This is a genomic window from Chloroflexota bacterium (assembly GCA_016219275.1).
In the GTDB taxonomy this organism is placed as follows: domain Bacteria; phylum Chloroflexota; class Anaerolineae; order UBA4142; family UBA4142; genus JACRBM01.
The window spans coordinates 28,648-50,806 of record JACRBM010000067.1; the positions used below are offsets into that span (position 1 = coordinate 28,648).

The 22,159-nt window shown below is 57.4% G+C and carries 26 protein-coding genes; 24 read left to right on the forward strand and 2 right to left on the reverse strand.

Translation table 11 applies throughout. The features are described from left to right. The first annotated feature begins 160 nt into the window (after positions 1-160). The gene (locus tag HY868_18955; protein ID MBI5304219.1) at positions 161-829 is read left to right on the forward strand and encodes a YdcF family protein; all 669 of its coding nucleotides are present in this window, start codon (positions 161-163) and stop codon (positions 827-829) included. An 87-nt stretch (positions 830-916) separates the two neighbouring features. Beyond that, positions 917-2,632: a hypothetical protein gene (locus HY868_18960; GenBank protein ID MBI5304220.1), complete on the forward strand. Its 1,716-nt coding sequence runs from the start codon at positions 917-919 to the stop codon at positions 2,630-2,632. Between the two features lie 42 nt (positions 2,633-2,674). Here the strand turns inward: HY868_18960 and HY868_18965 are convergent, their stop codons facing one another. Continuing rightward, the gene (locus tag HY868_18965; GenBank protein ID MBI5304221.1) at positions 2,675-3,574 is read right to left on the reverse strand and encodes a hypothetical protein; all 900 of its coding nucleotides are present in this window, start codon (positions 3,572-3,574) and stop codon (positions 2,675-2,677) included. A gap of 115 nt (positions 3,575-3,689) precedes the next feature. Then, positions 3,690-5,468 (reverse strand): DNA mismatch repair endonuclease MutL, encoded by a 1,779-nt coding sequence (gene mutL / locus HY868_18970; GenBank protein MBI5304222.1) that lies wholly within the window; start codon positions 5,466-5,468, stop codon positions 3,690-3,692. Positions 5,469-5,595: 127 nt separating this feature from the next. Here mutL and HY868_18975 point away from each other — a divergent pair, with 127 nt between their 5' ends. The 22 genes from HY868_18975 to HY868_19080 all read left to right on the forward strand — a co-directional run bounded on the left by HY868_18975 (position 5,596) and on the right by HY868_19080 (position 22,141). After that, positions 5,596-6,558 (forward strand): pyridoxal-phosphate dependent enzyme, encoded by a 963-nt coding sequence (locus HY868_18975; protein ID MBI5304223.1) that lies wholly within the window; start codon positions 5,596-5,598, stop codon positions 6,556-6,558. A 25-nt stretch (positions 6,559-6,583) separates the two neighbouring features. Beyond that, positions 6,584-8,074 (forward strand): SUMF1/EgtB/PvdO family nonheme iron enzyme, encoded by a 1,491-nt coding sequence (locus HY868_18980; protein MBI5304224.1) that lies wholly within the window; start codon positions 6,584-6,586, stop codon positions 8,072-8,074. 98 nt (positions 8,075-8,172) lie between these two features. Continuing rightward, positions 8,173-9,249, forward strand: coding sequence for an RNA-dependent DNA polymerase (locus HY868_18985; GenBank protein ID MBI5304225.1), 1,077 nt, complete (start codon positions 8,173-8,175; stop codon positions 9,247-9,249). 3 nt (positions 9,250-9,252) lie between these two features. Next, positions 9,253-9,606, forward strand: coding sequence for a diversity-generating retroelement protein Avd (gene avd, locus HY868_18990; GenBank protein MBI5304226.1), 354 nt, complete (start codon positions 9,253-9,255; stop codon positions 9,604-9,606). A gap of 57 nt (positions 9,607-9,663) precedes the next feature. Next, positions 9,664-10,077, forward strand: coding sequence for a hypothetical protein (locus HY868_18995; protein ID MBI5304227.1), 414 nt, complete (start codon positions 9,664-9,666; stop codon positions 10,075-10,077). Continuing rightward, the gene (locus HY868_19000; protein ID MBI5304228.1) at positions 10,041-10,334 is read left to right on the forward strand and encodes a hypothetical protein; all 294 of its coding nucleotides are present in this window, start codon (positions 10,041-10,043) and stop codon (positions 10,332-10,334) included. The genes HY868_18995 and HY868_19000 overlap by 37 nt, the downstream gene beginning before the upstream one ends. Then, complete coding sequence (locus HY868_19005; protein MBI5304229.1) at positions 10,331-10,537, forward strand: hypothetical protein; 207 nt, start codon at positions 10,331-10,333, stop codon at positions 10,535-10,537. The genes HY868_19000 and HY868_19005 overlap by 4 nt, the downstream gene beginning before the upstream one ends. Before the next feature lie 9 nt (positions 10,538-10,546). Further along, on the forward strand, positions 10,547-10,777 hold the full coding sequence (locus HY868_19010) for a hypothetical protein (protein MBI5304230.1): 231 nt from the start codon (positions 10,547-10,549) through the stop codon (positions 10,775-10,777). Positions 10,778-10,844: 67 nt separating this feature from the next. After that, positions 10,845-11,711 carry a DMT family transporter gene (locus HY868_19015; protein MBI5304231.1) on the forward strand — a complete coding sequence of 289 codons (867 nt, stop codon included), beginning with the start codon at positions 10,845-10,847 and terminating at the stop codon, positions 11,709-11,711. A 61-nt stretch (positions 11,712-11,772) separates the two neighbouring features. Further along, on the forward strand, positions 11,773-12,441 hold the full coding sequence (locus HY868_19020; protein ID MBI5304232.1) for a pyrimidine 5'-nucleotidase: 669 nt from the start codon (positions 11,773-11,775) through the stop codon (positions 12,439-12,441). A 113-nt stretch (positions 12,442-12,554) separates the two neighbouring features. Further along, complete coding sequence (locus HY868_19025) at positions 12,555-12,827, forward strand: hypothetical protein (protein ID MBI5304233.1); 273 nt, start codon at positions 12,555-12,557, stop codon at positions 12,825-12,827. Beyond that, the gene (locus HY868_19030; protein MBI5304234.1) at positions 12,824-13,438 is read left to right on the forward strand and encodes a hypothetical protein; all 615 of its coding nucleotides are present in this window, start codon (positions 12,824-12,826) and stop codon (positions 13,436-13,438) included. Before HY868_19025 ends, HY868_19030 begins: the two co-directional genes overlap by 4 nt. Positions 13,439-13,516: 78 nt before the next feature. Next, positions 13,517-14,209, forward strand: coding sequence for a hypothetical protein (locus HY868_19035; GenBank protein MBI5304235.1), 693 nt, complete (start codon positions 13,517-13,519; stop codon positions 14,207-14,209). 5 nt (positions 14,210-14,214) lie between these two features. Continuing rightward, a complete protein-coding gene (locus HY868_19040; protein ID MBI5304236.1) occupies positions 14,215-15,606 on the forward strand; it encodes a hypothetical protein in 1,392 nt (463 codons plus the stop codon). Between the two features lie 29 nt (positions 15,607-15,635). Next, entirely contained in the window at positions 15,636-16,625 is a 990-nt protein-coding gene (locus HY868_19045; protein MBI5304237.1) for a D-cysteine desulfhydrase family protein, read from the forward strand. After that, positions 16,622-16,942, forward strand: a complete 321-nt coding sequence (locus HY868_19050) for a hypothetical protein (GenBank protein ID MBI5304238.1) — start codon at positions 16,622-16,624, stop codon at positions 16,940-16,942. Before HY868_19045 ends, HY868_19050 begins: the two co-directional genes overlap by 4 nt. A gap of 93 nt (positions 16,943-17,035) precedes the next feature. Then, the gene (locus tag HY868_19055; protein ID MBI5304239.1) at positions 17,036-18,118 is read left to right on the forward strand and encodes a class I mannose-6-phosphate isomerase; all 1,083 of its coding nucleotides are present in this window, start codon (positions 17,036-17,038) and stop codon (positions 18,116-18,118) included. Positions 18,119-18,256: 138 nt separating this feature from the next. Continuing rightward, complete coding sequence (locus HY868_19060; GenBank protein ID MBI5304240.1) at positions 18,257-18,646, forward strand: DUF2089 domain-containing protein; 390 nt, start codon at positions 18,257-18,259, stop codon at positions 18,644-18,646. After that, on the forward strand, positions 18,646-19,668 hold the full coding sequence (locus tag HY868_19065; protein MBI5304241.1) for a GNAT family N-acetyltransferase: 1,023 nt from the start codon (positions 18,646-18,648) through the stop codon (positions 19,666-19,668). The genes HY868_19060 and HY868_19065 overlap by 1 nt, the downstream gene beginning before the upstream one ends. Positions 19,669-19,750: 82 nt before the next feature. Beyond that, positions 19,751-20,350, forward strand: a complete 600-nt coding sequence (locus tag HY868_19070; GenBank protein MBI5304242.1) for a hypothetical protein — start codon at positions 19,751-19,753, stop codon at positions 20,348-20,350. Positions 20,351-20,444: 94 nt separating this feature from the next. Beyond that, on the forward strand, positions 20,445-20,831 hold the full coding sequence (locus HY868_19075; GenBank protein ID MBI5304243.1) for a hypothetical protein: 387 nt from the start codon (positions 20,445-20,447) through the stop codon (positions 20,829-20,831). 113 nt (positions 20,832-20,944) lie between these two features. Next, complete coding sequence (locus HY868_19080; GenBank protein ID MBI5304244.1) at positions 20,945-22,141, forward strand: DUF4097 family beta strand repeat protein; 1,197 nt, start codon at positions 20,945-20,947, stop codon at positions 22,139-22,141. The last annotated feature ends 18 nt before the right edge of the window (positions 22,142-22,159 follow it).

Below are 22,159 nucleotides of genomic sequence, written 5' to 3' on the forward strand. Positions count from 1 at the left end.
TGCTTTGTCGCCGCGGTCATCACGGGACTGTGCCGCTTACTTTGTGGTGTAATTACGCTGGGATTATAGCATCGTTGCGCGCGCCGCGTCAAGGCGGGTCGCGTAAACTTGGTTGACACTCGCCGCGTCGCGTTGTATGATGCGTTCCAGAATGGGGACAATGACTTTCTCTCGCTTTCGTTTGCCGATGCGCTGGCGCAAATTCATTGCGGTGTGCGCGTTGATCGTCGTCGGCGGATTGGCATGGCTGTACGTTCAAGTGGATATGCGCGCACAAACTGACACGGTGCGTTCTGCCGACGCGATTATCGTGCTCGGCTCGGCGGTGTGGCAAGGTGAACGCGCCAGTCCTTCGCTCGATGCGCGCACGCGGCACGCGATTGCGCTGTATCAAGCTGGGTACGCGCCGCGCCTGATTTTTTCCGGCGGGCTGGGCAAAAATCCACCGAGCGAAGCCGAGGTGATGCAACGCATTGCAGTACGGGCAGGCGTGCCGGCACAAGCCATCGTGCTCGAAGACCAATCGCATTCTACCGAAGAGAACTTGCGCAACTCGAAAGCGTTGATGGAGGCGCGCGGGTGGCGCACCGCGATCATCGTGAGCGATCCGTTTCACATCCTGCGCGCAGAAACACTGGCGCGCGACCTGGGATTGAACGCGACAGGTTCCGGCGCGCGCGCGAGTCCGTCGTACACGACATTGCCAACGCGCGTGTGGTACACCGCGCGCGAATCGCTCGCGCTCGTGTGGTACTATGCAACCCGCGTGACCGGCGAGCCAACCTGGTTGTACGCGTGGTTGAAAGAGCGACAGCAAACGAGCAACTAAGAAGGGCACAATCTAGTCGCCTCTAGAAACCAGGTTTCCGCCGAAGGCGAGAAACCTGGTTTCTGCGGCTGAACAGTTGGAGAGATTATGGATCGTGGAATTCCTTCCTCGGCAAGTGAAGATATCGAATTGTACATGCGGACGTACTACTCACTGTTGCGGTCGAGCGGCGTGATTCACATTCGGTCGCTCGTCGAAACGCACACGCAGATGGATTCGTCGCTGCACACGCACGCGCGCGAAGAATATCCGGACATGGCGGCGTTCGTCTATTGCACGTTGCGTTTGCCCGCGTGCATCAAGGACGCGCAACTTGTATTGCTGGGACAATCGGACGATGTGTTCGATAAGGCGGGTTGGGTGAACGTGATCGAGGAATGGGAAGAGGTCAGCGCGCCGGGACGGCGACGCAAGTTGTATTTCGATGGCAAGGAAACGCTCGCCGCGTTCATCGCGAGCGCGTCCGATATTGACGACCTGATTCCGATTCTCACCGCGTTTGAGATCGAATGGAACAAATTGCACGACTTGCTGCAGTGGAGCGACGCAGGCGCGCGGCTGAATGCGATCCACGCGCGCGATGGGGTGTTCACGTCCGCGGAGCGCGAAGCGTTCGCGCGCGATTTGCGAATTTCACAGAGCGATTGGCAGACGCTCGAAAATATCTGGGGCGGCGCGTTGCTTGCGAATTTGCAAGCCATCGCGACGACGGACAAGCATTTCGATTTGCGTTTGCTGGCGGGTTCGCTCCTGGATTATCGCAAGGCGACGCGGCACTGGTGGAACAATGTCGCGTCCGACGCCGCCAAGTTGATCGCGGGCAGACCGGTGTATTTCGTGTCGAGCAACACACACAGTCTCCCCAATTTGGTTTCCGGTTTCGCGCAAGAGCACGAACGCGACTTGATCGCGTACATCGAGGATCGGCGACACGAAAATCTCTTGCGCGAATACGAAGCGATTCGCGCGGCGGAAACCAAGAGCAGTCGCGAAAACTTTTTGTACTATGTGCTCAAGAAATTTCTCGCCGATCCGGAAAACGACGCAATGCTCGCGCGCAAACAGCAAGCGGAACGCGCAGTGGGGTTGAGTTACTTTGTCAGCGAACGCTTTCTCGACGTGGACGCGCAAATCGTCGAACTGAATCGGCTCATCCCGGCGCGGCTCGACGCGCGTTTGCAGGTACCCGGCATCGAGAAATTGCGCGACAGCCGCGCGATCATTTTCAACATTGATTATCCGTTGGGACTCGCGGCGTACCAAATCTTGTCCGAAGTCTCGCGCAACGTGGACCAGGTCAAGGGCATCTACTTGTTGGGCAAGGCGGCGACGCTGAACGGACGCATCGGCGATGTGATCATTCCGAACGTGGTGTACGACGAGCACTCGCAGAACACGTACCTGTTCAACAACTGCTTCTCCGCGAGCGATGTCGCGCCGTACCTCGTCTTTGGCTCGGTGCTCGACAATCAAAAAGCCATCAGCGTCAAGGGTACCTTCCTGCAGAATCGCCGGTTCATGGAGTTGTTCTATCGCGAGGGATACACCGACATTGAGATGGAAGCGGGACCGTACTTGTCTGCGATTTATGAGATGACGTACCCCAAGCGGCATCCGGTCAACGAAATCGTGCGCCTGTACCAAACCGATCTCGACATCGGTATTTTGCATTACGCGTCGGACACGCCGTACAGCAAAGGCAAGAACCTGGGCGCGGTGCATCCGTCGTACTATGGCATGGACCCGACCTACGCGACCGCGATCGCTATTTTGCAGAGGATTTTCGCGAAGGAAACAGCGTAAAGAAAACGACCTGGCAGACTCGCATCTGCCAGGTCGTTTGTTTTATCGAATCGTTACACTCCCGACGCCGCCGTTCACATCAATATCAATTTTGTTCGTCGCGCTTGCGTAATCCGCGCTCTGATAAATTTTATCCGACTTGATGAAACGCGTTTGATCTACGTTAACTCCGCCCAAGCCGCTATCCACGCGAATGCGCGCGGCAACGCCGGCTGGAATCGTGACGACGACGTTGCCGACGCCGCCGTTGATCTTCATCGTCGTCGCGCCGGCTTGTGGTGTCGTTACGATGAGCGAACCGACGCCGCCGTTCACGTCGAGCATTGTCACATTCAGCGCGCTCAAATCCAAATTCACTGTGCCGATTCCACTATTCACGCGCAGTGTCAGCGGAATTTGCGGATACAGCGCGACATCCCAGCGACCATTGCTCGCGCCGATGAACATCGCCGGGTTGCCTTCCTCTTTGAGAACGAGTCGCCCGTTGCTGTCTGTCACATTATATGTTTTGGTGATCTTGATTCCTTCGCGATGACTGAACTTGCCGGACATCAAGTCGCTGGTGTCCGAACTCGATGCGGTGACAAACACTATGGACGCGCCCGCATTCAAATCAATCGTCGCGCTCTTGATGTCGCCGAGCGGCTCGCTCAACTGCTCGCTCACCATCGCGCTCAACGGAAGTAACGCGCTCCCGGACATGGCGAGCCACACGATTCCCGCGATCACCGCGATCCATAGCGCGAGGACGACCAGCCCTCCAATCCAGGATCGGCGTCCGAATAAAATCTCGATGCCGATCAAGATCAAGATGATGGGCCAGTACTGCGCGGCGATCTGCCAAATCGAAAGCGGCAGGTAGCCGAGATTCGAAAGCAACAGCAACACACCAAACGTAATCAAGATGAGTGGTCCGATCAAACTGGGTCGGCGGTGTTCCATGTTTCCTCCAGGTGTCTCAAATTCCCCGGTTCCCTCAGTTCCCTCAGTTCCCTCGTTTCCAAATAGGGAACAGAAGGAAATAAGGGAACTGAGAGAACTGGGGAAATGAGGGAACTCACTTTCTCCCAAATTCGCGTTCCAACAGCGCGGCATTCAACTGAATCATTGTCGGGCGTCCGTGCGGACAAGTACGCGGCGCGGTCGTTTGTTCTAGGCGGCGAATCAGTTCGCGCATCTCTTCGAGCGACAACACTTGCCCGCCTTTGACCGCGATGCTTTTGCACACGCTCGTGATGAGACGCGCCTCGGCAGATTTTTCGAGCGGCTGTTCGCCTTGTTCCAACTCGTCCAGAATTTCGATGAGCGTTGTCGTCGGCTCGCGGCGTTTCATCGCGGCGGGAATCGCGCGCAACAGAATCGTCTGATTGCCGAACGGCTCGATGCGAAAGCCGACCGACGCGAGCGCGTCGCGATGCGTTTCGAGCGCGCCGAGTTGCGCGGGCGTGAGTTGCAGCGCGGCGGGGTCGAGCAATTCCTGGGTCGCCATCGTCGCGCTCGCACGTTCCGCCGAGAGTTGTTCGTACAGCACGCGTTCGTGCGCGGCGTGTTGGTCAATCAAGTACAAGCCGTCCGCGCCTTCGGCGATAATGTACGTCGAAAGAATTTGACCCAGGACGCGCAACATTGGTAGTTTAGTTGGTTGGATAGTTGGGTAGTTAGGTAATTGAGTTGGATAGTCGGCGGTCGGCGGTCGGTAGTCGGCGGTCGCCAACGGACGCTGCAAATCAATTGCGAGTTGCGTTTCGGTTGGCGTCGGCGCGAAATTCGGCGACGGCGGAATCGTGATCGTCGGAATCGGCGCGTGTGCGGCGAGCACGGTTCGCACGGCGCGCTGCACCGCGAGAAAAACCGCGTGCGAATCGCGAAAACGCACCTGGCTTTTTGTCGGATGCACGTTCACGTCCACCGCGTCCGGCGGCACGAGGATGTCGAGCACCGCGATCGGCGCGCGCCCAACCATCAACGCGGTGTGGTACGCTTCGATAACTGCGTGTTGCAGCGCGCGGTCTTGCACCCAACGATGATTCACAAAGAACAACATCAGTTTGCGCGTCGCGCGGTTGATGCTGGGGGGTGAGGCAAAGCCGGAGACTTGGAGGTTGGAGGTTGGAGGTTGGAAATTGGAATCCGCGCGCGGGTTTCCATCTTCCAATTTCCAATTTCCAACTTCTAACATCTGATTTGCAATTTCACTGCCCAGCACTTTAACCAACGCATCAAACATTTTTCCGGTGCCCGGCGCTTGAAACACCAAGCGGTCGTCGTTGACGAGCGAGAAACGCAAGTGTGGAAACGCGAGCGCGTACGCGTTGACGAGATCGGCAATGTGCGCGGCTTCAGTCGCGGGTGTTTTCAAAAACTTGAGCCGCGCGGGCACGTGGCGAAACAAATCCTCGACGGTGATGATCGTGCCTTGCGGCGCGCCTTGCGCGTGTTGATCGAGCAGCTTGCTGCCGTCAATCCGAATCTGCGTCCCGGCATCTTCGCCGCGCGCGCGCGTGATGAGCGCGACGCGCGCGACCGCGGCAATCGAGGGCAATGCTTCGCCGCGAAAGCCGAGCGTCTGAATGCGAAACAGATCGTCGGCAGAATCGAGCTTGCTCGTCGCATGACGCGCGAATGCGGTGGCGACCTCGTTCGCCGGAATTCCGTTGCCGTCATCCGCGACGCGAATCAAGCGTTGTCCGCCGCCGCGAATTTCGATTTTGATTTCGCGCGCGCCGGCGTCAATCGAATTGTCCACGAGTTCTTTGACGACGGATGCCGGACGCTCGATCACTTCACCCGCCGCGATTTTTGCGGCTAGGTCGTCGGAGAGAATGTGAATTGGCATCACAGGTATTCTAGCACAGAATTGGGAAAATCGTAATTCGTAATTCGTAATTCAAAAATCGCTGTGTCCGAGAGCATTTCGAATTTTGAATTTTGAATTTGACTCAATATCAATTACAATGTCTCCGATGATTACCATTCAAGATATATTCCACGCCCAGAAAACAATCGCGCCCCACATTTTCCGAACGCCATTGCGCGACGCGTTTTTATTGAGCGAACGTGTCGGCGCGTCCGTGGTTCTCAAACTTGAAAACTGGCAAGTGACCGGCTCGTTCAAGCCGCGCGGCGCGATCAACATTCTCGCGCAGTTGAGCGACGCGGATCGCGCGCGCGGGATCGTGACGGCGAGCGCGGGCAATCACGCGCAGGGCGTCGGACTCGCCGCGCGTATTTTCGGCATCGCGCCCGCAACGATTTTTATGCCACGCACCGCGCCACGTACGAAATTGGATAAACTGCGCCAGTACCCCGTTGAGGTGTGGCTTGTCGGCGACACGTACGACGACGCGCATCACGCGGCGGAAACCTTTCAACGCGAGACCGGCGCGACGTTCATCAGCGCGTACGACGATCCGCGCGTCGTTGCCGGACACGGCACGATTGGCTTGGGGATCCTACAAGATTTGCCGGACGTGGACGCGATTCTTGTGCCGGTCGGTGGCGGCGGACTCATCGCCGGCATCGCGATTGCGGTCAAAGCAATCGCGCCGCGCGTTCAGGTGATCGGCGTGCAGCCCGCGGCGTCGCCCGCGTTGCGCGATTCGTTGCGCGACGGCAAATGTTACGCAGAGTACGCGCCCGCGCCGACGATTTGCGATGGACTTGCCGGCGGCATCGGGAAAATCTGTTTCGAGGTCGCGCAAAAATTCGTGGACGATGTGATCATCGTCGAAGAAACGGAAACGCGCGCGGCGATTCGCGCCTTGGTCGAGACCCAGCAAATCGTCGTCGAAGGTTCGGGCGCGGTCGGCATCGCCGCGTTGCTCGCGCGCAAAACGAATTTGCTCGGCAAGCGCGTCGCAGTTGTGTTGAGTGGGGGAAATATTGATCTTGACTTGCTCACCGAGATCCTAAATCAGAAATCGTAATTTGAAATTGAGCAACGGAGGCGCAATGTCGAATCCGACGCGCTTTTTTATCACTCATTCGTGGAACGACATTACGTTCGCCAAAAAATTGTGCGACGATTTGCACGCGAGCGGTTTGGACGGTTTTCTCGATGAACGCTCGATTCGCCCGGGCGAAAGTATTCCGTCGCGCATTGAGCATGGGTTGGAAGAGTGCGATGTGTATATCCCGGTGCTGTCGCCCGCCGCGCTGGCATCGCCCTGGTGCGATTGGGAAATTGACATCGCGATTACGCTGAGCCGCGACGCGACGCGCAACGAACGCCCGCGCATAATGCCGGTGATCGCGGAAAAATGTAAAGTGCCATCGCGCTTGCGCCATTTGCTCTATGTGGATTTCGGGAATTGGCGCGATGAGCCAACGTATCACCACGCGTTGAATGTGATGCTGGTCAACGGGTTCGGCGTGCGCGCCAAGCCATTCCCAATGATGAATATGATTCAGCCGCAATCCAGCACACCGCAAACGTTATCACTTCCGAACTGGCTCGTTCCGGTGGGGGCGAGTATTGTGGGAATTGTTGGAGTGTGCATCTTGATCGCGCTTGGCGTGAACGCGGTGATCAATAGCCCAACGCCAAAGCCGACCCAGGTTAGCGCGCCCCCACCGACTGCCGCGCCAACGGACACGCCCTCGCCAATTTCAACTTCAACTCCAACGGCAACCCAGGTTGTTACGCGCGCGCCGACTGTTCCCGCGCCGAGTCCACTGCCACAGCCGACCGCAACACCGCGCGTAATTGCCACGCCGACCCCGCGCGCCGGTGACACAACTACCTCTCCGCCCGACAACGCGCCGATACAGTTTGTGTCAGCGGGCGAGTTTACGATGGGGAGCAACGATTACGACGATGAAAAACCAGTTCACACGGTTTATCTCGACGCGTTTTGGATGGACAAGTTTGAGGTAACAAACGCGCTGTACAAAAAATGCGTGGATGCCGGAAAATGTTCGCGACCGAGTGAAACAAAATCGTACACGCGCGATGCGTACTTTGGCAACGCGCAGTACAACAATTACCCGGTGATTTACGTGAACTGGGATCAAGCCAGGACGTACTGCGAATGGGCGGGCAAACGTTTGCCGACGGAGGCGGAATGGGAAAAATCTGCGCGCGGGACGGATGGACAAATTTATCCGTGGGTTGGCGTGTTCGACGCAAGCAAATTGAATTCTTCAGATGGTGCCAAAGGAGACACAACCCAGGTTGGCGCGTATTCGTCAGGTGCGAGTCCTTACGGTATAATGGATCTCGCGGGCAATGTGTGGGAATGGGTTGCGGATTGGTACGATGGAAAATATTACGCGAGCTCGCCGCGCAACAATCCAATGGGACCGAGTTCCGGACAATTACGCGTCCTGCGCGGCGGCGCGTGGTACTTCTACAGTGACCTCACGCGCGCGGCTAGCCGCCACCTCAACGAACCCTCTAACTTCTACAGCCACTTTGGTTTTCGTTGCGCCCGCTCACCCTGATCCTGGGATCCTGGGTTCTGAATTTCTGGAATTCTGAAGCGGGGGGGCTGGGGGGCTGTGCCCCCCAGCGAAAATTTTTTTGTAGGGCAAATCGGACAATGGGCAAAATTTTTTACAACCTCTACCAGCAGGTCTGCCATTCCACCAATCTCTGGCGCGCGTTCGAGCAAGCCGCGCGCGGCAAGCGGATGCATCTCAGCGTTGCCGCGTTCGAGTTCGATCTCGAAGAACAAATGTGGCTGTTGCACAAAGAATTGACCGCGCAAACGTACACACCCGGCGCGTACCACAACTTTATCATCGGGCGTCCCAAACGCCGGCTCATCAGCGCCGCGCCGTTCCGCGACCGCGTCGTCCATCACGCCTTGATGAACATCATCGCGCCGTTGTTCGAACGGCAATTCATTTTCGACAGTTACGCGAATCGCAAGGACAAGGGCACGCATCGCGCGTTGGATCGGTGCACGGACTTTATGCGGCGTTACCGGTATGTGATGCATTGCGACGTGCGCCAATTTTTTCCGTCGGTGGATCATCAAATTTTGCGCGCCGTTCTCGCGCGCACCATCGGCGACCCCGACGTGATGCGTTTGATTGATCAAATCCTGGTAAGCGGCGCGCACGTGCAAGCGCGAGAGTACACGATGGTTTATTTTCCGGGCGACGATCTATTTGCGGCGCAACGTCTGCGCGGTTTGCCGATCGGCAATCTCACCAGCCAGTTCTGGGCGAATGTGTACTTGAACGGACTCGACCAGCACATCAAGCGCACGCTTAAATGCGCGGCGTATCTGCGCTATGTGGATGATCTCGTTCTCTTTGCGGATGACTCGCGCACGTTGCTCGCGTGGCGTCAAGCGATCATCGAGTTCTTGCAAGGTTTACGTTTGACTCTGCACGAAACGCGCGCGCAACCGCGCCCGGTCGCCACCGGCTTGCCGTTCCTGGGTTTTCACGTTTTCCTGGATCATCGCCGGCTCAAGCGGCGCAACGGCATCGCGTTTCAACGCCGACTCAAAACGCTCGCCGAACGTTGGTTCGCTGGCGAAATCGAAACTAGAGAACTCGAGGCGAGTTTGAACGGCTGGATCAATCACGCGCGGCACGGCGATACGTGGGGTTTGCGCCGCGCGGTATTGACCGCCGCGGGCTTGTCCTGGGATGCGTGGGAGTGACGAATGGATGAAACTACGCGCGCCCAATCGCCGATTTTTACCAAGACGTTCGATTTGATCGTGTGGCTGATGGATCGCACCGAAAAATTTCCCAAGGTCGAGCGGTTTCGGCTCGCGCGCCGGATCGAGGACACGGCGTTCACGTTTCACGAAACGCTCATCCGCGCGACGCGGACGCGCCAACCGCGCACCGTGTTGCTCCAAGCTGATTTGGAATTGGACAAACTACGATTCTACATTCGCATGGCGCACGCGCGCAAACGCTTGACGCCGCAACAGTATCATTTCGCCGCCGATGCGCTCGTTGAAATTGGACGTTTGTTAGGCGGCTGGCTCAAAACAATATCGCTCACCTAATGCTGTAGCGCAAATCACTGATTTGCGGTATGGGGACACTGGACAGCGCAACGCGTCCTGCGCGGCGGCGCGTGGAACAACAACAGTAACAACACGCGCGCGGCTAACCGCAACAACAACGAACCCACTAACTTCAACAACAACGTTGGTTTTCGTTGCGCCCGATCACGATCCGCCTTTCCAGCCAGAATGTGGCGCGTTCACGGACACGCCACGCATGCCAGGAAAGTGAGCGCCAGCGCTTCCCGTCCGGCGCGGTTCGTTACGCGCCGGGCAAATAGCCAATCGTCCTGCCCCCTTCAAGTCACTGATTGGGGCAGGACAAACTTGGAAATCAAATCAATCGAGTGCTGGTCGGGTTTCGGCTTGGCGAACGGCGCGGAATGTTGTATAGTGTGGCGGGCAAAATTTTTTCAGAAGACAGGAGAATCAAAATGGCTGAACGACGGTATCGCACGAATATCGCGTTAGAACCGGAGCAACGCCGCACGCTCGCGCAATTAGCGCATCGCGAAGGTCGCGCGGTCGCGGATGTTTTGCGCCAGGTCGTTCGTTTGGGCTTGGTGCAAATGCAAACACAAACTCCGCGTCCGCAACAAGCGCTCGAACGGCTCGCGCGAATTCGCGCGCGTGTCTATCGCGAACACGGATTATATTTCGGTGACCTGCTCGCGGAAACTCGAAGCGAACGCGAACGGCAAATCGCGGAACGGTGGCACACATTATGAAAATCGTCGTGGACGCCAACATCGCGTTAGCATTGGTAATGCCGTTAGCGTACTCGGAGCAAGCGCACCGGCAATTCGCAATCTGGGTCAAGGACAGCACAGAATTAGTCGCGCCAACATTGTGGAGTTATGAAGTGGTCGCGAGTTTGCGTAAAGCCGTTGCGACAAAATGGCTTACACCAGAACGCGCCGAATCCGCGTAGAAAGAAATTATGGCGTTAGGCATTCAGCAAATTCCGCCGACATTAGAATTGCATCGCCAAGCGCTCGAGTGGGCAAACCGCATTCATCAAGTTGTTGCTTATGACGCGGCATATCTCGCGTTAGCCGAATCGTTGGATGCAGAATTTTGGACGACGGCTGCGCGTTTGGCGGAAAGCGCGCGCAAAGCGGGCGCGAAATGGGCGCACGGTTTGGACATTCAATCATCGCGATCCGGGTAGACAATTTTCCACTCTCCCAGTTCCTCTCCCAAATCAGAAATCATAAATCATAAATCTGAAATTCCCCATGCGTCCTTACCTTGCTCTCGCCATCGGTATGCTCGCCGTCTCTTCGGCGGCGATTTTAATTTCGTTCGCGCGCGCCGAAGGGATGCCGGCTGTCGCGATTGCCGCGTGGCGGCTCACGCTGGCATCGCTCGCACTGTCACCGTTCGCGCTCGCGCGGGCGCGCGGCGAGTGGCGCGCGCTTGCGCCGCGTGAACTCGCGCTCGCGATTCTTTCCGGCGTTTCGCTCGCGTTGCACTTTGCCTTTTGGATTTCGTCGCTCGATTACACGTCGGTGATGAGTTCGGTCGTGTTCGTGAGCACCAATCCCTTGTTCGTCGCGCTCGCATCCGTTTTGATTTTGCGGGAATCGTTGCGACGCGGCACGATCATCGGCATCGTGATTGCGATGCTGGGCGGCGCGCTTATCGGCTTGAGCGACCTGGGCGGCGCGGGCGCGGAATCGCTGCAAGGCGATTTGCTCGCGCTTGCGGGCGCTGTGACCGTGTCCGGTTATTTGCTCATCGGGCGACGACTACGCAAACAGCTCTCGCTCATCGGTTACATAAGTATTGTGTACACGACCGCCGCCATCGTTTTGCTCGCGCTCGCGCTGGCGATGCAGGTGCCTATGTTCGGATACGCGTGGCAAGCGTACGCGCTCGTTGCGTTGCTCGCGGCAGGACCGCAACTCATCGGTCACTCATCGTACAACTATGCGCTCAAGTACTTGTCGGCGACGTTCATCACCGTCACGATTCTCGCCGAGCCGATTGGCGCGACCTTGCTCGCGATTCCATTGTTGAACCAGATGCCCGACCCGATCAAATTAATCGGCGGCGCGTTGATTCTCGTCGGCATTTATCTCGCGGCGCGCGCCGAGAAATGAGTTCCCTTGTTTCCATCATTTCCCTTGATTTCCCAATAAGGAAATGAGGGAAGTGAAGGAAATGAAGGAAATGAGGATTACGGAAAAGGTGATTCGCTACATTCTGTTCGATCTCGACGATACGCTTTACCCGACTTCTGCTGGGATGATGGGCGAAATCAGCGCACGGATGAACGTGTTCATGGTGGAACGGCTGGGTATTCCGCGCGCGGATGTGGCGCGCCAACGGCAAGATTACTGGGAACGGTACGGCACGACGCTGCGCGGGTTGTACATCGAGCGGCGCATTGACCCGCAGGAATTTCTGGCGTTCGTTCACGACATTCATATTGCGCAGTATCTGCGTCCCGATGCGCGTCTCGACGCGATGCTCGCGCAACTATCGCAAACGAAAAGCGTCTTTACGAATGCGCCGGCGGATTATGCGCGGCGCGTGTTGAGTGCGCTCGGCGTCGAGCGGCATTTCGCCAACATCTTTGACATCAACTTTATCGAGTATCAAAGCAAGCCGACCCAGTTTGCGTACGACAAGGTGATCGCCGCGTTGCCGGTGCGCGCGGATGAATGCTTGATGATTGACGATACCGCGCGCAACCTCGTCCCGGCGAAAAAACTGGGCATGCAAACGGCATGGCTCGCGAGTCCGCAAGCGTGGCAAAAGACGGGCGGCGATTCGAGCGCGGATCATGTGATCGAAACGATTTACGACTTGGCGCAGTTGTTATTGTAAATTGAAGTCAAACTCTGGGATGATGAATGGCGAACGAGTGAGAATGCTCGTTCGCTATTTTCGTTGCGGCGGACGCGGTTTGATTTTTGCGTGGATTAAGGTAGAATAAACGTATGAAGCAAAAGCTGAACAAGCGAATTGTGCGGCAAATAGTACGCGGATACAAGTCGGTCAACCGATTTACTGCGGTTGAAGAACGCGCCTGGGTGTCGCAGCTGACCGAGAAAGAAGCGCGCGCGATGTTTATCGAATTGTGCAAAGCATGGGAGCATGGCGGTGCGCGCGCGGGCGGTAATCTGAAAGCGATCGAACGTTTGCGGATTGCGGAGACGATCCGCGCACAACGACCGTTCGCACAAATCGTACGGCGGATGAAAAAACGATGATTCCTTTGCATGAAGCGGCGTGGGAAATTCATCAATTTCTCACCGAGCAGAAAATTCCGTACGCGATTATTGGTGGATTGGCAGTTCAACACTGGGGCGTACCGCGTTTCACGGCGGATGTGGATGTTGAGGTGCTCGCGCCATTAGTCGAAGGAAGCGCGAGTTACGTCCAACTTTTTCTTGGTCGCTTTGCTTCGCGCGATGGGATTGACCCATTCCTGCGCGCCAGGAGAGATCGCGTTGTGTTGTTATCTGCGTCGAACGGGCGCGGCGTTGACATTTCGTTTGGCGTGCCAGGTTACCAAGATGAGTTTCTGCGCCGCGCGGTGAAATGCACGTTGGTACGCGGAAAAACTGTATGGGTGTGTTCTGCTGAAGATCTCATTATTCACAAATGCGTTGCGAGGCGCGAAAAGGATTTGCGCGATGTAGAGGGTGTGATTGCGCGACAAAGGGAAATGCTTGCTGTGATGTACGTGCGTGAGTGGTTGAAGCGGTTCGACGAATTATTACCCGAACCGCACGCGGTTGAGGATTTCGAGCGCGCCTGGCGCGCGGAAAAACGCGCGGCGCGCGAAGCGCGGCAAGCGTATCGAACCAAGCGCAATTAGCGACCTGCAATCACACTTGCGGGTAATCACTGGTACTTTTCTGGTTTGACCTGGCATAGAATTCGCACGAGGTTGGAAATGACGCGACGACTCGCTGCCTTAGTCGAAAAACTGCGCGCCGCCGATCCCGACATTGTGAACATTCTCCAATTCGGGTCGTCGGTGTATGCGCCGCGCCTGGCGCGCGATGTGGATTTGCTGGTCACGACACGCGCCAAGAAAAAAAGAGACTTGTATTGGGACGCGGTTGAATCCTGGGACGGCGCGGTGGATATTCTCGTTCGCAAGCCAGGTCAACGCATATCATCGCAGATTGCGCTCGCGGTCCTGGCGTATAGCAAGCCATTATTTGGAGATGGACAAACGCGCAAGGAGGCAAAAAAATTTATGGGTGTTCCAACCTACGATGACGCGCGAATGTATTTGGATATGGCAGATAATAGCGTGGAACAAACACGCCATTCCAAAGACGAACGTTACCGCGATGCGTACTACCGCGCGGCGTTCGATCTCTTATTTGACGCGGCGCGACATGCCGCGATGACGTTTCTTGCCACGACTGAAAAGCGCTGGGGCAAGTTGCCAGACCGGCTGCCCGCGCCGTTTGAAAAACAGTTTCGCGAGTTTATCAGCGTTTTGCATGTCCAGTACAAATACGATGGAACCTATCCGAAAGACCAAGCCACAGAAAAATACCAGGAATGGCGTGCCAAAGTAAACGCGTTCATTGATGCGCTTGCCGCGTACGGACAAGCGGCTGAGGATAAATAGATCGTGTGAAACACTTCCTCTACTTTATCCTACTGGTTTACCTCCTCCTCGCCGCGCTCTACGCCGTCAACACACCCAAATGGCAAGCGCCGGACGAACCCGCGCATTTCAATTACATTCGCGCCATCGGTGACACGGGCAGCTTACCCGTCTTGCAACGCGGCGATTACGACCAGGATTATTTGGAGCGAATCAAGGCGGCGAAATTCCCGGCGACGATGAGTGTGGATGCGATTCGCTACGAAGCGTACCAGCCGCCGCTCTACTACCTCGCCGCGACGCCGGTGTATTTGATCGCGCGTGGCGCGGGACTGGACGCGACCGTGATTGCGTTGCGACTGTTTTCAGTCGCGCTCGGCGTGATCGTTCTGCTAATCGCGTATCGCGTCGTCGGCGAAATTTTTCCTGACGACAATTTGCTCGCGCTCGCCACGGTCGGCGCGTTGGCGACGGTGCCGCAACACCTCGCGGTCAGCGCGTCCATCAGCAATGACCTCGCCGCGGAACTCGTCGTCGTGTTGATACTTTGGCTCGCGGTCAAGCGCATCAACCATGTAATTGGTAATTGGAAATTTTCAATTTTGGGCGGCGTCTTGTTCGGCGCGGCATTGCTGACGAAAACGACGACGTATATTCCGGGCGCGTTGCTGTTGATTAGTGCGATGATTGCAAGTGAGTGGACGAGCAGGAGAGCAAGGGAGCAAGGCAGCAGAGGAGCAGAGGAGAGTGCATCGCACATCACGCATCACGCATCACGCAATTCGCCATCCGCAATTCGCCATCCGCTATCCGCGTTTGTGCTCGCCGCGCTCGTCTCCTCGCCGATGTTCATTCGCAACGCGCTCATCTATGGCATCGCCGATCCGCTCGGTCTCGCGCGACACGATTCGGTGGTGATCGGTCAGCCGACGACGGCGGAAATGATCGCGCAACACGGTTTGAAAAATATCGTGTTTGATTTTTTTGCCGTGACGTTCAAATCGTTCTGGGCGCAGTTCGGGTGGATGGGTGTGCTCGTGAACGACCGCATCTATGTTGCGCTGTTTCTACTGTGTGCCGTCGCCGCCTTGGGTTTCGCGTTGTACGCGCTCCGCATCCTGCGCCACCGCGAGTCGTTGACCGACGCGCAACATTGGGGCATCGGCTTGTTGATTTTGTTGTTCGGTGTCGCCGTTGCCGATTACGTCGGATACAATTTCAAATTCCTTCAATTGCAGGGACGCTACTTGTTTCCCGCGTTGATCGCAGTGGCATTCTTTCTCGTTATTGGTTTGCGTGAACTGACCGCACGTGAGTATCAGCGCGTCGTGTTCGCGCTGCTCTATCTCGCGTTCATCGCACTCGACCTGGCGTGCCTGTTTCTGTTTATCGTCCCGCAATTGCGCATTGCGAATTAGGAATTGCGAATTACGAAATTGGAGCGATCATGCCATCACTAGAAACCTTGCCGCGCTACAAACTTGCGACGCTTCCAACTCCGCTCGACGAACTGCCGCGTCTCTCGAAGGAACTGGGTGTGCGCGTCCTGATGAAACGCGACGACCTGACTGGGTTTGCGCTCGGCGGCAACAAGGCGCGCAAACTAGAGTATTTGCTCGCCGACGCGCTCGCGCAAAATGCGGACACGCTCTTGACCGGGGGCGGTCCACAGTCGAATCACGCGCGCATCACGGCGGCTGCCGCGCGCAAGGTCGGACTTGCCTGCACGCTCGTGCTTTCCGGCGTACCGCCCGCCGACGTGAATGGAAATCTTTTGCTCGATCACCTGCTCGGCGCGGACATTGAATTTGCCGATCCAAACGACCCGCGCGATGCCGATGTGATGATCGCCGAAACTGCAACGCGCTTGAACGCGCAAGGACGCCGCGCATACGCGATTCCAATCGGCGGCTCGAACGTCCTGGGTTGCATCGCGTACGCGCGTGCGATGGGCGAACTCGTCGAGCAGTTGAGTGCCGAGCGCATCACACCGGACGCGATGTTCGTCACGACGGGGTCGTGTGGCACACACGCGGGAATTCTTGCCGGATTGAAATACTATGGCGTGCCGATTCCACTGCACGGTGTCACGGTCAGCCGCGCGGCAGCCGCGTGCGCCGAACGCGTCGCGTCGCTCGTCGGCGCGACCGGCGAATTTATCGAACGCACGTTGCCACTCGCGCCGGGCGATGTGATTGTGCATGATGGTTATGTCGGACCGGGTTATGCCCAGATCACGCCCGGCGCGCGCGAGGCGATGCAGATGCTCGCCCAACTCGAAGGCATCATTCTCGATCCGGTGTACACCGGCAAAACGATGGCAGGGTTGATTGACCTGGTGCGGCGCGGCGAGGTGGCGCGCGGAGCAACGATTGTATTCTGGCACACCGGCGGCGCGCCGGGAATGTTTGGATATGCAAAGGATGTGGTCGGATGAATTTCTTGGACAAACTCAAAACGCTGTTCGCCGCGAATGCCGGTTCGGATTTGATGGTGACGTGGTTGTACGTGAAATGCAAGCGATGCGGCACGCCGCTGGCGGTGCGCGTGGATTTGCGAAACGATCCCAGTCTCGACGATGAAGGGACGGGATACATTTTGCGAAAAGAAATTATGGACAGCAAGTGTTACACGTTGATGCACGCCGAGTTGCAGTTCAACGCGGCGAAGAAAATTGTGTCACAGACGATTGACAAGGGCGAGTTTCTCACGCGCGAGCAGTACGAAGCGGCAACGGATAGAGGAAACGGATAGAGGAAACGGATAAACGGATAGAGGAAACGGATAGAGGCAACGGATAAACGGATGGAGGCAACGGATAAACGGATGGAGGCAACGGATAAACGGATGACAGCGAATCGAACCACTCAACTGCTCGACTTGTATCCGTACCATCTGCGCGCGACGCCGCGCGAAATGGTGTGGGGCGGACGCAAGTTGGAGAAACTTTTCGGCAAGGTATTGCCGCCAAGCAAACTGATCGGCGAGACCTGGGAAGCATGGGACGGACTCGTCATCGAAAACGGTGCGCACGCCGGCGAGACGCTCGGCGCGTTGATCGCGCGTGATGCCGCGGCGATTCTCGGCGCGAGCATGACCAAGTTTCCGCTGCTCTTCAAGTTCATTGACGCGCAAGATGATCTCTCGGTGCAGGTGCATCCGAACGACGCACAAGCGCAAGCGATGGAACATCTGCTGTTCGGCAAGACGGAAGCGTGGTACATTTTGCAAGCCGAGCCGAACGCGCGCCTCGTGTTTGGTTTTCAGCGCGATGTGGATCGCGCGACGATTGAAGCGAGTCTGCGCGACAAGACGCTGGTGAGTTTGCTCGCGCGCGTGCCCGTGCAAACGGGCGATGTGATTTTTGTGCCGGCGGGAACGGTGCACGCAATTGGCAAAGGCATCGTGCTCGCCGAGATTCAGCAGAACTCGGACACGACGTACCGGTTTTACGACTGGGATCGCGAAAACAAAGCGCGCCCGCTCCACATCGAGCAATCGCTCGCGGTCACGCGATTCGCGCGCATCACCGAACCAAAGATTCCGGCGTTGACGATTCATCACGATGCGTACGATCAAACGTTTCTCGTCGCGTGCCGGTATTTCGCGCTCGAGCGTTGGTCGGTACGTGCACGCGTCGCGTTGAACACGCGCGCGCGATTTCAAATCATCGCGAGCATTGCGGGACGCGCGATGATTCACACGCGCGGCGAAACGTTCGCGATTGAGCAGGGCGAAACCTGGGTCTTGCCCGCGCAGTTGGGCGAGTACGCCATCGCGCCAGATGACCCGCGTTGCGAATTGCTCGCGATGCGCGTGCCCGATCTCGCGCGCGAGGTGATCGCGCCGCTCGCGCAAGCCGGTTTTGATCGCGCGCAAATTGCGCGGCTTGGCGGCGTGATTCCTGGGCACAACGATTTGCAGATTTGATGGGCAAAACGACCTCTTGGGGAGTAAAAGAGGTCGTTTTTCAATAATTTATTTTTTCTTAAAATTATTGAACTATACTTGACAAAATTTGAATGTTGTGGTAAAAATATTTGCGAAATCAGTGAAGGAATTGAACACATGCATCCAGTTTTTGGAAAATGCCCGGTTTGCGGCGAGGAATTGACGGTGACGCGGCTCGAATGCCGCGCCTGCGGAACCGAAATCGGCGGACAGTTTGTGATTGGGCGCTTGGCGCGACTCAGCGCAGACGACATTCGTTTTATCGAAACGTTCGTGAAAAATCGTGGCAACGCCTACAAAGTCGGCGAAGAGCTCGAACTGCCGTACTCGACCGTGCGCGCGCGGCTGACTGACATTATTCTCGCAATGGGTTACGAGCCGGGCGCAGAACCGAAGGAAGAGCCGGTGACGGTCGCGCCGGAAAAACGCAAGACGATTCTCGATGAACTGGCGCGCGGCAAAATCTCCGCCGACGACGCGATCAAATTTTTGCAAGGCGAGTCGTGATGGTCGCGCAAGCCGTTCGTTCCAATGCGTTCCGCGGCATTCGCGCGCTCGATCCCGTGCGCGATATTTACGGCGTGGCGCGTTTACTCGAAGAGGCGTTTCGCCCCGAGCACAGATTTCCGCTCGGCGATTTTCCAATGTTGCGCGAGATCGGCATTTGGCTGTGGACGCTGAGTTACGCGCCGGCATTCCCGCCGAATCTCACCGGCTTTGTGTGGATCGAGGACAATCGCATCGTGGGCAACGTGACGATTACCCAGGATGAACGACGCCATGATTTGTTCATGATCAGCAATGTCGCCGTCAAGCCCGAGTATCGGCAACAAGGTATCGCGCGACAACTCATGCGCGCATCGCTCGACGATTTGCGTGCGCGCCAAAGCAAGACCGTGATTCTGAACGTGCGTCCGAACAATCCGAGCGCGACGCATCTTTACAACACACTCGGTTTTCGCGAACTCGAAATGCGCGGGGAGTGGTCGTTGCCTCACCCCACACCCCCTGCGCCCCCTCTCCCCTCTCCCGAACGGAGTTCGGGAGAGGGGAGAGGCGGGTGGGGGGAAAGAGGTGAGGTTCGCCCGCTCCGTTCTTCGGACACTCAAGCCGTTACCGAATTGTTGCGCGCGGTCGTGCCGGCGAACGTCGAGCCGTTCCGCACATTTCAAAACGAATTCGCTTTGCCGTTCGACGAATTGATGGTCGAGTGGCTGGGCGATTTGTTCATCGGACAAAGCACGCAACGCTGGGCGCTCGAACGCAACGCGAACATCGCCGCGGTGATGCGCGTGCGCGCACAATCACTCTGGTCGCCGCATCGCCTCGCCATTCAAGTGCATCCGCGTTTTCGCGGACAGGTCGAAGGCGAACTTGTCGCGCTGGCGCTCTCGCACTTGGCGACATTTCCGACGCGTGAAATTCGCGCTACTGCGACGGACTCGCATCCAGAATTGATCGCGGCGTTGGAACAAAATGGATTTGTGTTTGCGAATGGTTTGCGTTTGATGTCGTACGCATTTACGTAGGGCAAATTTCCAATTTGCTCAACCGTTTGAATCAAGCTGTAGAGCAATTTGGAAAATTGCCCCACAATTTCAGGGAGAAACGATGGAACAGTCTGACACACTGGGAGTGCTTCGTCAACTTGAACGGGGCGAAATTACGAGCGAAGAAGCGGACGCGCGCTTGAATGCGCCGACGGTCGAACGCGTGGACGAACCGCCATTCGAATTTGAAGGCGCGCCGCGTTGGGCGCGCGCGTTCTGGCTCTACCCGCTCGTGTCGGGTCTTGCCGGCGTTGGCATTGGCGCATGGATCATCGTCGCAACGCGCGCGAATCCGTTGTGGTTCGTCTGCGGTTTGCCGATTCTGTTGCTCGGCGCGTTGATTACCGCCATTTCCGCGTCGGCGACGAACGCGCATTGGTTGTACGTGAATGTGGACGAATCGCGCAAAGGCAAAAAGCGCGTGCGTTTCGCGATGCCGTTTCCACTTGGTTTGGTGCGTTTGGCGTTATGGTTCGCCAAGTTGTTCGGTCGGCATCCCAAAGCCAAGATGATGTTTCGTTCGCAACGCCACGAAATTCCACTAGACTGGGCGGACGCGGACGCGTTTCTCGACGCGCTCGAACGCGAACTGCGCGAGCATCGCGGGGTGACGGTGGATGTGGACGACAAGGGCGAACGCGTGCAAGTGTATATCGTGTAAGGGCGGCGATAGAATCCAGGTTTCCCCGAAGGGGAGAAACCTGGATTCTGGAAGGTGCCACAAACGCGTAATGGAATAGGTAGTGGAGGATAAAATGGCAACCGCAGAAGAACGGATGCAAATTTTGAAAATGATCGAGGCGAAACAGATCACTGCCGAAGAGGGGGCGAAATTGTTGAGCGCGCTCGGCGAGAAAGATCGCGGTGAACCCAGGGTCGCGTCTCCGTCGCCGGCGACGTCGGGGCGCTGGTTTCGCGTGCGCGTGACCGACTTGCGCACCGGGCGGCGCAAGGTCAACGTCAACATTCCACTCGGCTTGGTGGATGTGGGCTTGAAGATGGGCGCAAAATTCGCGCCCGCCGGCGTCGAAGGACTCGACATGAACCAGATCATTACCGCGATCAAAAGCGGCGGTGAGGGCAAGGTCGTGGATGTCGAGAACGAAGAAGACGGCGAGCATGTCGAAGTGTTTATCGAATGAACGCGGCTTCGAGTATGCAAACGATTTGGACGCGGATGAACGCGGACAAACGCGGATTATTTTGATCTGATTTTTCCGCGTTCATCCGCGTCCCATATTCTGGGAGGGTTATCATGCCACGGCAGAATTTTCAAGTGAATGAAAACGCGCATATCGAAATCCGCGCGTGCGAAGAACGCGTCACGGTGATCGGTTGGGATGACGCGCAGACGATTGCGGTAGATGGCGAGGCGCGCCAAGAGGGCAATACCATTTTTGTCGAAAAGCTCGAACGGGTGACGTTGCGCGTGCCGCGCGCGGCGACCGTGTTGATTCGCGATTGCGAAGCCGATGTGCGCGTCGAAGGTTTGCGCGGACGCGTCGAATTGGCGAGCATCGAAGGCGATGTGGTCTTGCGTGAGCTTCAAGATGTGCTGGCGCGCGATCTGGACGGCGCGTTGGTTGCGAAAGATGTCGTATCGCTCAAGGGTGAAGGAACCTGGGATGGCGATGTCGCGTTGCGCGGCGTCGAGCAACTCGCCGCGGACGAAATAGAAGGCGATGCGAGCATGGGCAGTCTCGGCACGGCAAACATCAAAACGCTGGGCGGCGATCTTGCCGCGCGCGGCATTCGCGGCGCGCTCGCGCTCGGCGATGTTGCAGGCGATGTGAGTCTGCGCGATGTCGCGGGGCAACTGAGCATCGAACGCGTTGGCGGCGATCTCGCGGCGTCCGACGTGCGCGGCGCGCTCGACGCGCAAGACATCGAAGGCGACGCGGTGATCACGTTCGCTCAGGTTGCGGAGACAAAACTGCGCGCCGATGGCGACGTGGTGATTCGTTTGCCCGAAGGCGCGAACGCCGAAATCGAATTGGACGCATTGCGCGGCGATTTGATGGTGAGCGGCGCGGTGCAGGTGCGCGAGCAGGACGACAGCCATCTGCGTGGCACGCTGGGCAGCGGCGGCGTTAAAATCCAAGCCGAGTCCACACGCGGCGACCTCGTGTTGAACGCGGGCGAGGTCGAGCGCGGGCGCGCGGAACGGCACGAGCATTGGCAAGGCGAGGACTGGGGCGGATTCGGTCGGCGCATCGCGGACGAAGTGCGCGAGAATGTGTTTCGTTCGCTCGGCAACATGCGTGTGCAAGCGCGCGTCACCCGGCATCGCGAACATCGGCACGGGCGGCACGCGCCCGACGCGACGCGCGAACCGTCGCCGCGACCGCGCGGTCCCGTCGCAGGTTCGCCTGAACGCCAAGCGATTCTCGACGCGATCTCGCGCGGCGAGTTGAGCGTGGACGACGCGATCAAAAAATTGCGCGGGGAATAAAATTGTAGAGACGCCCCA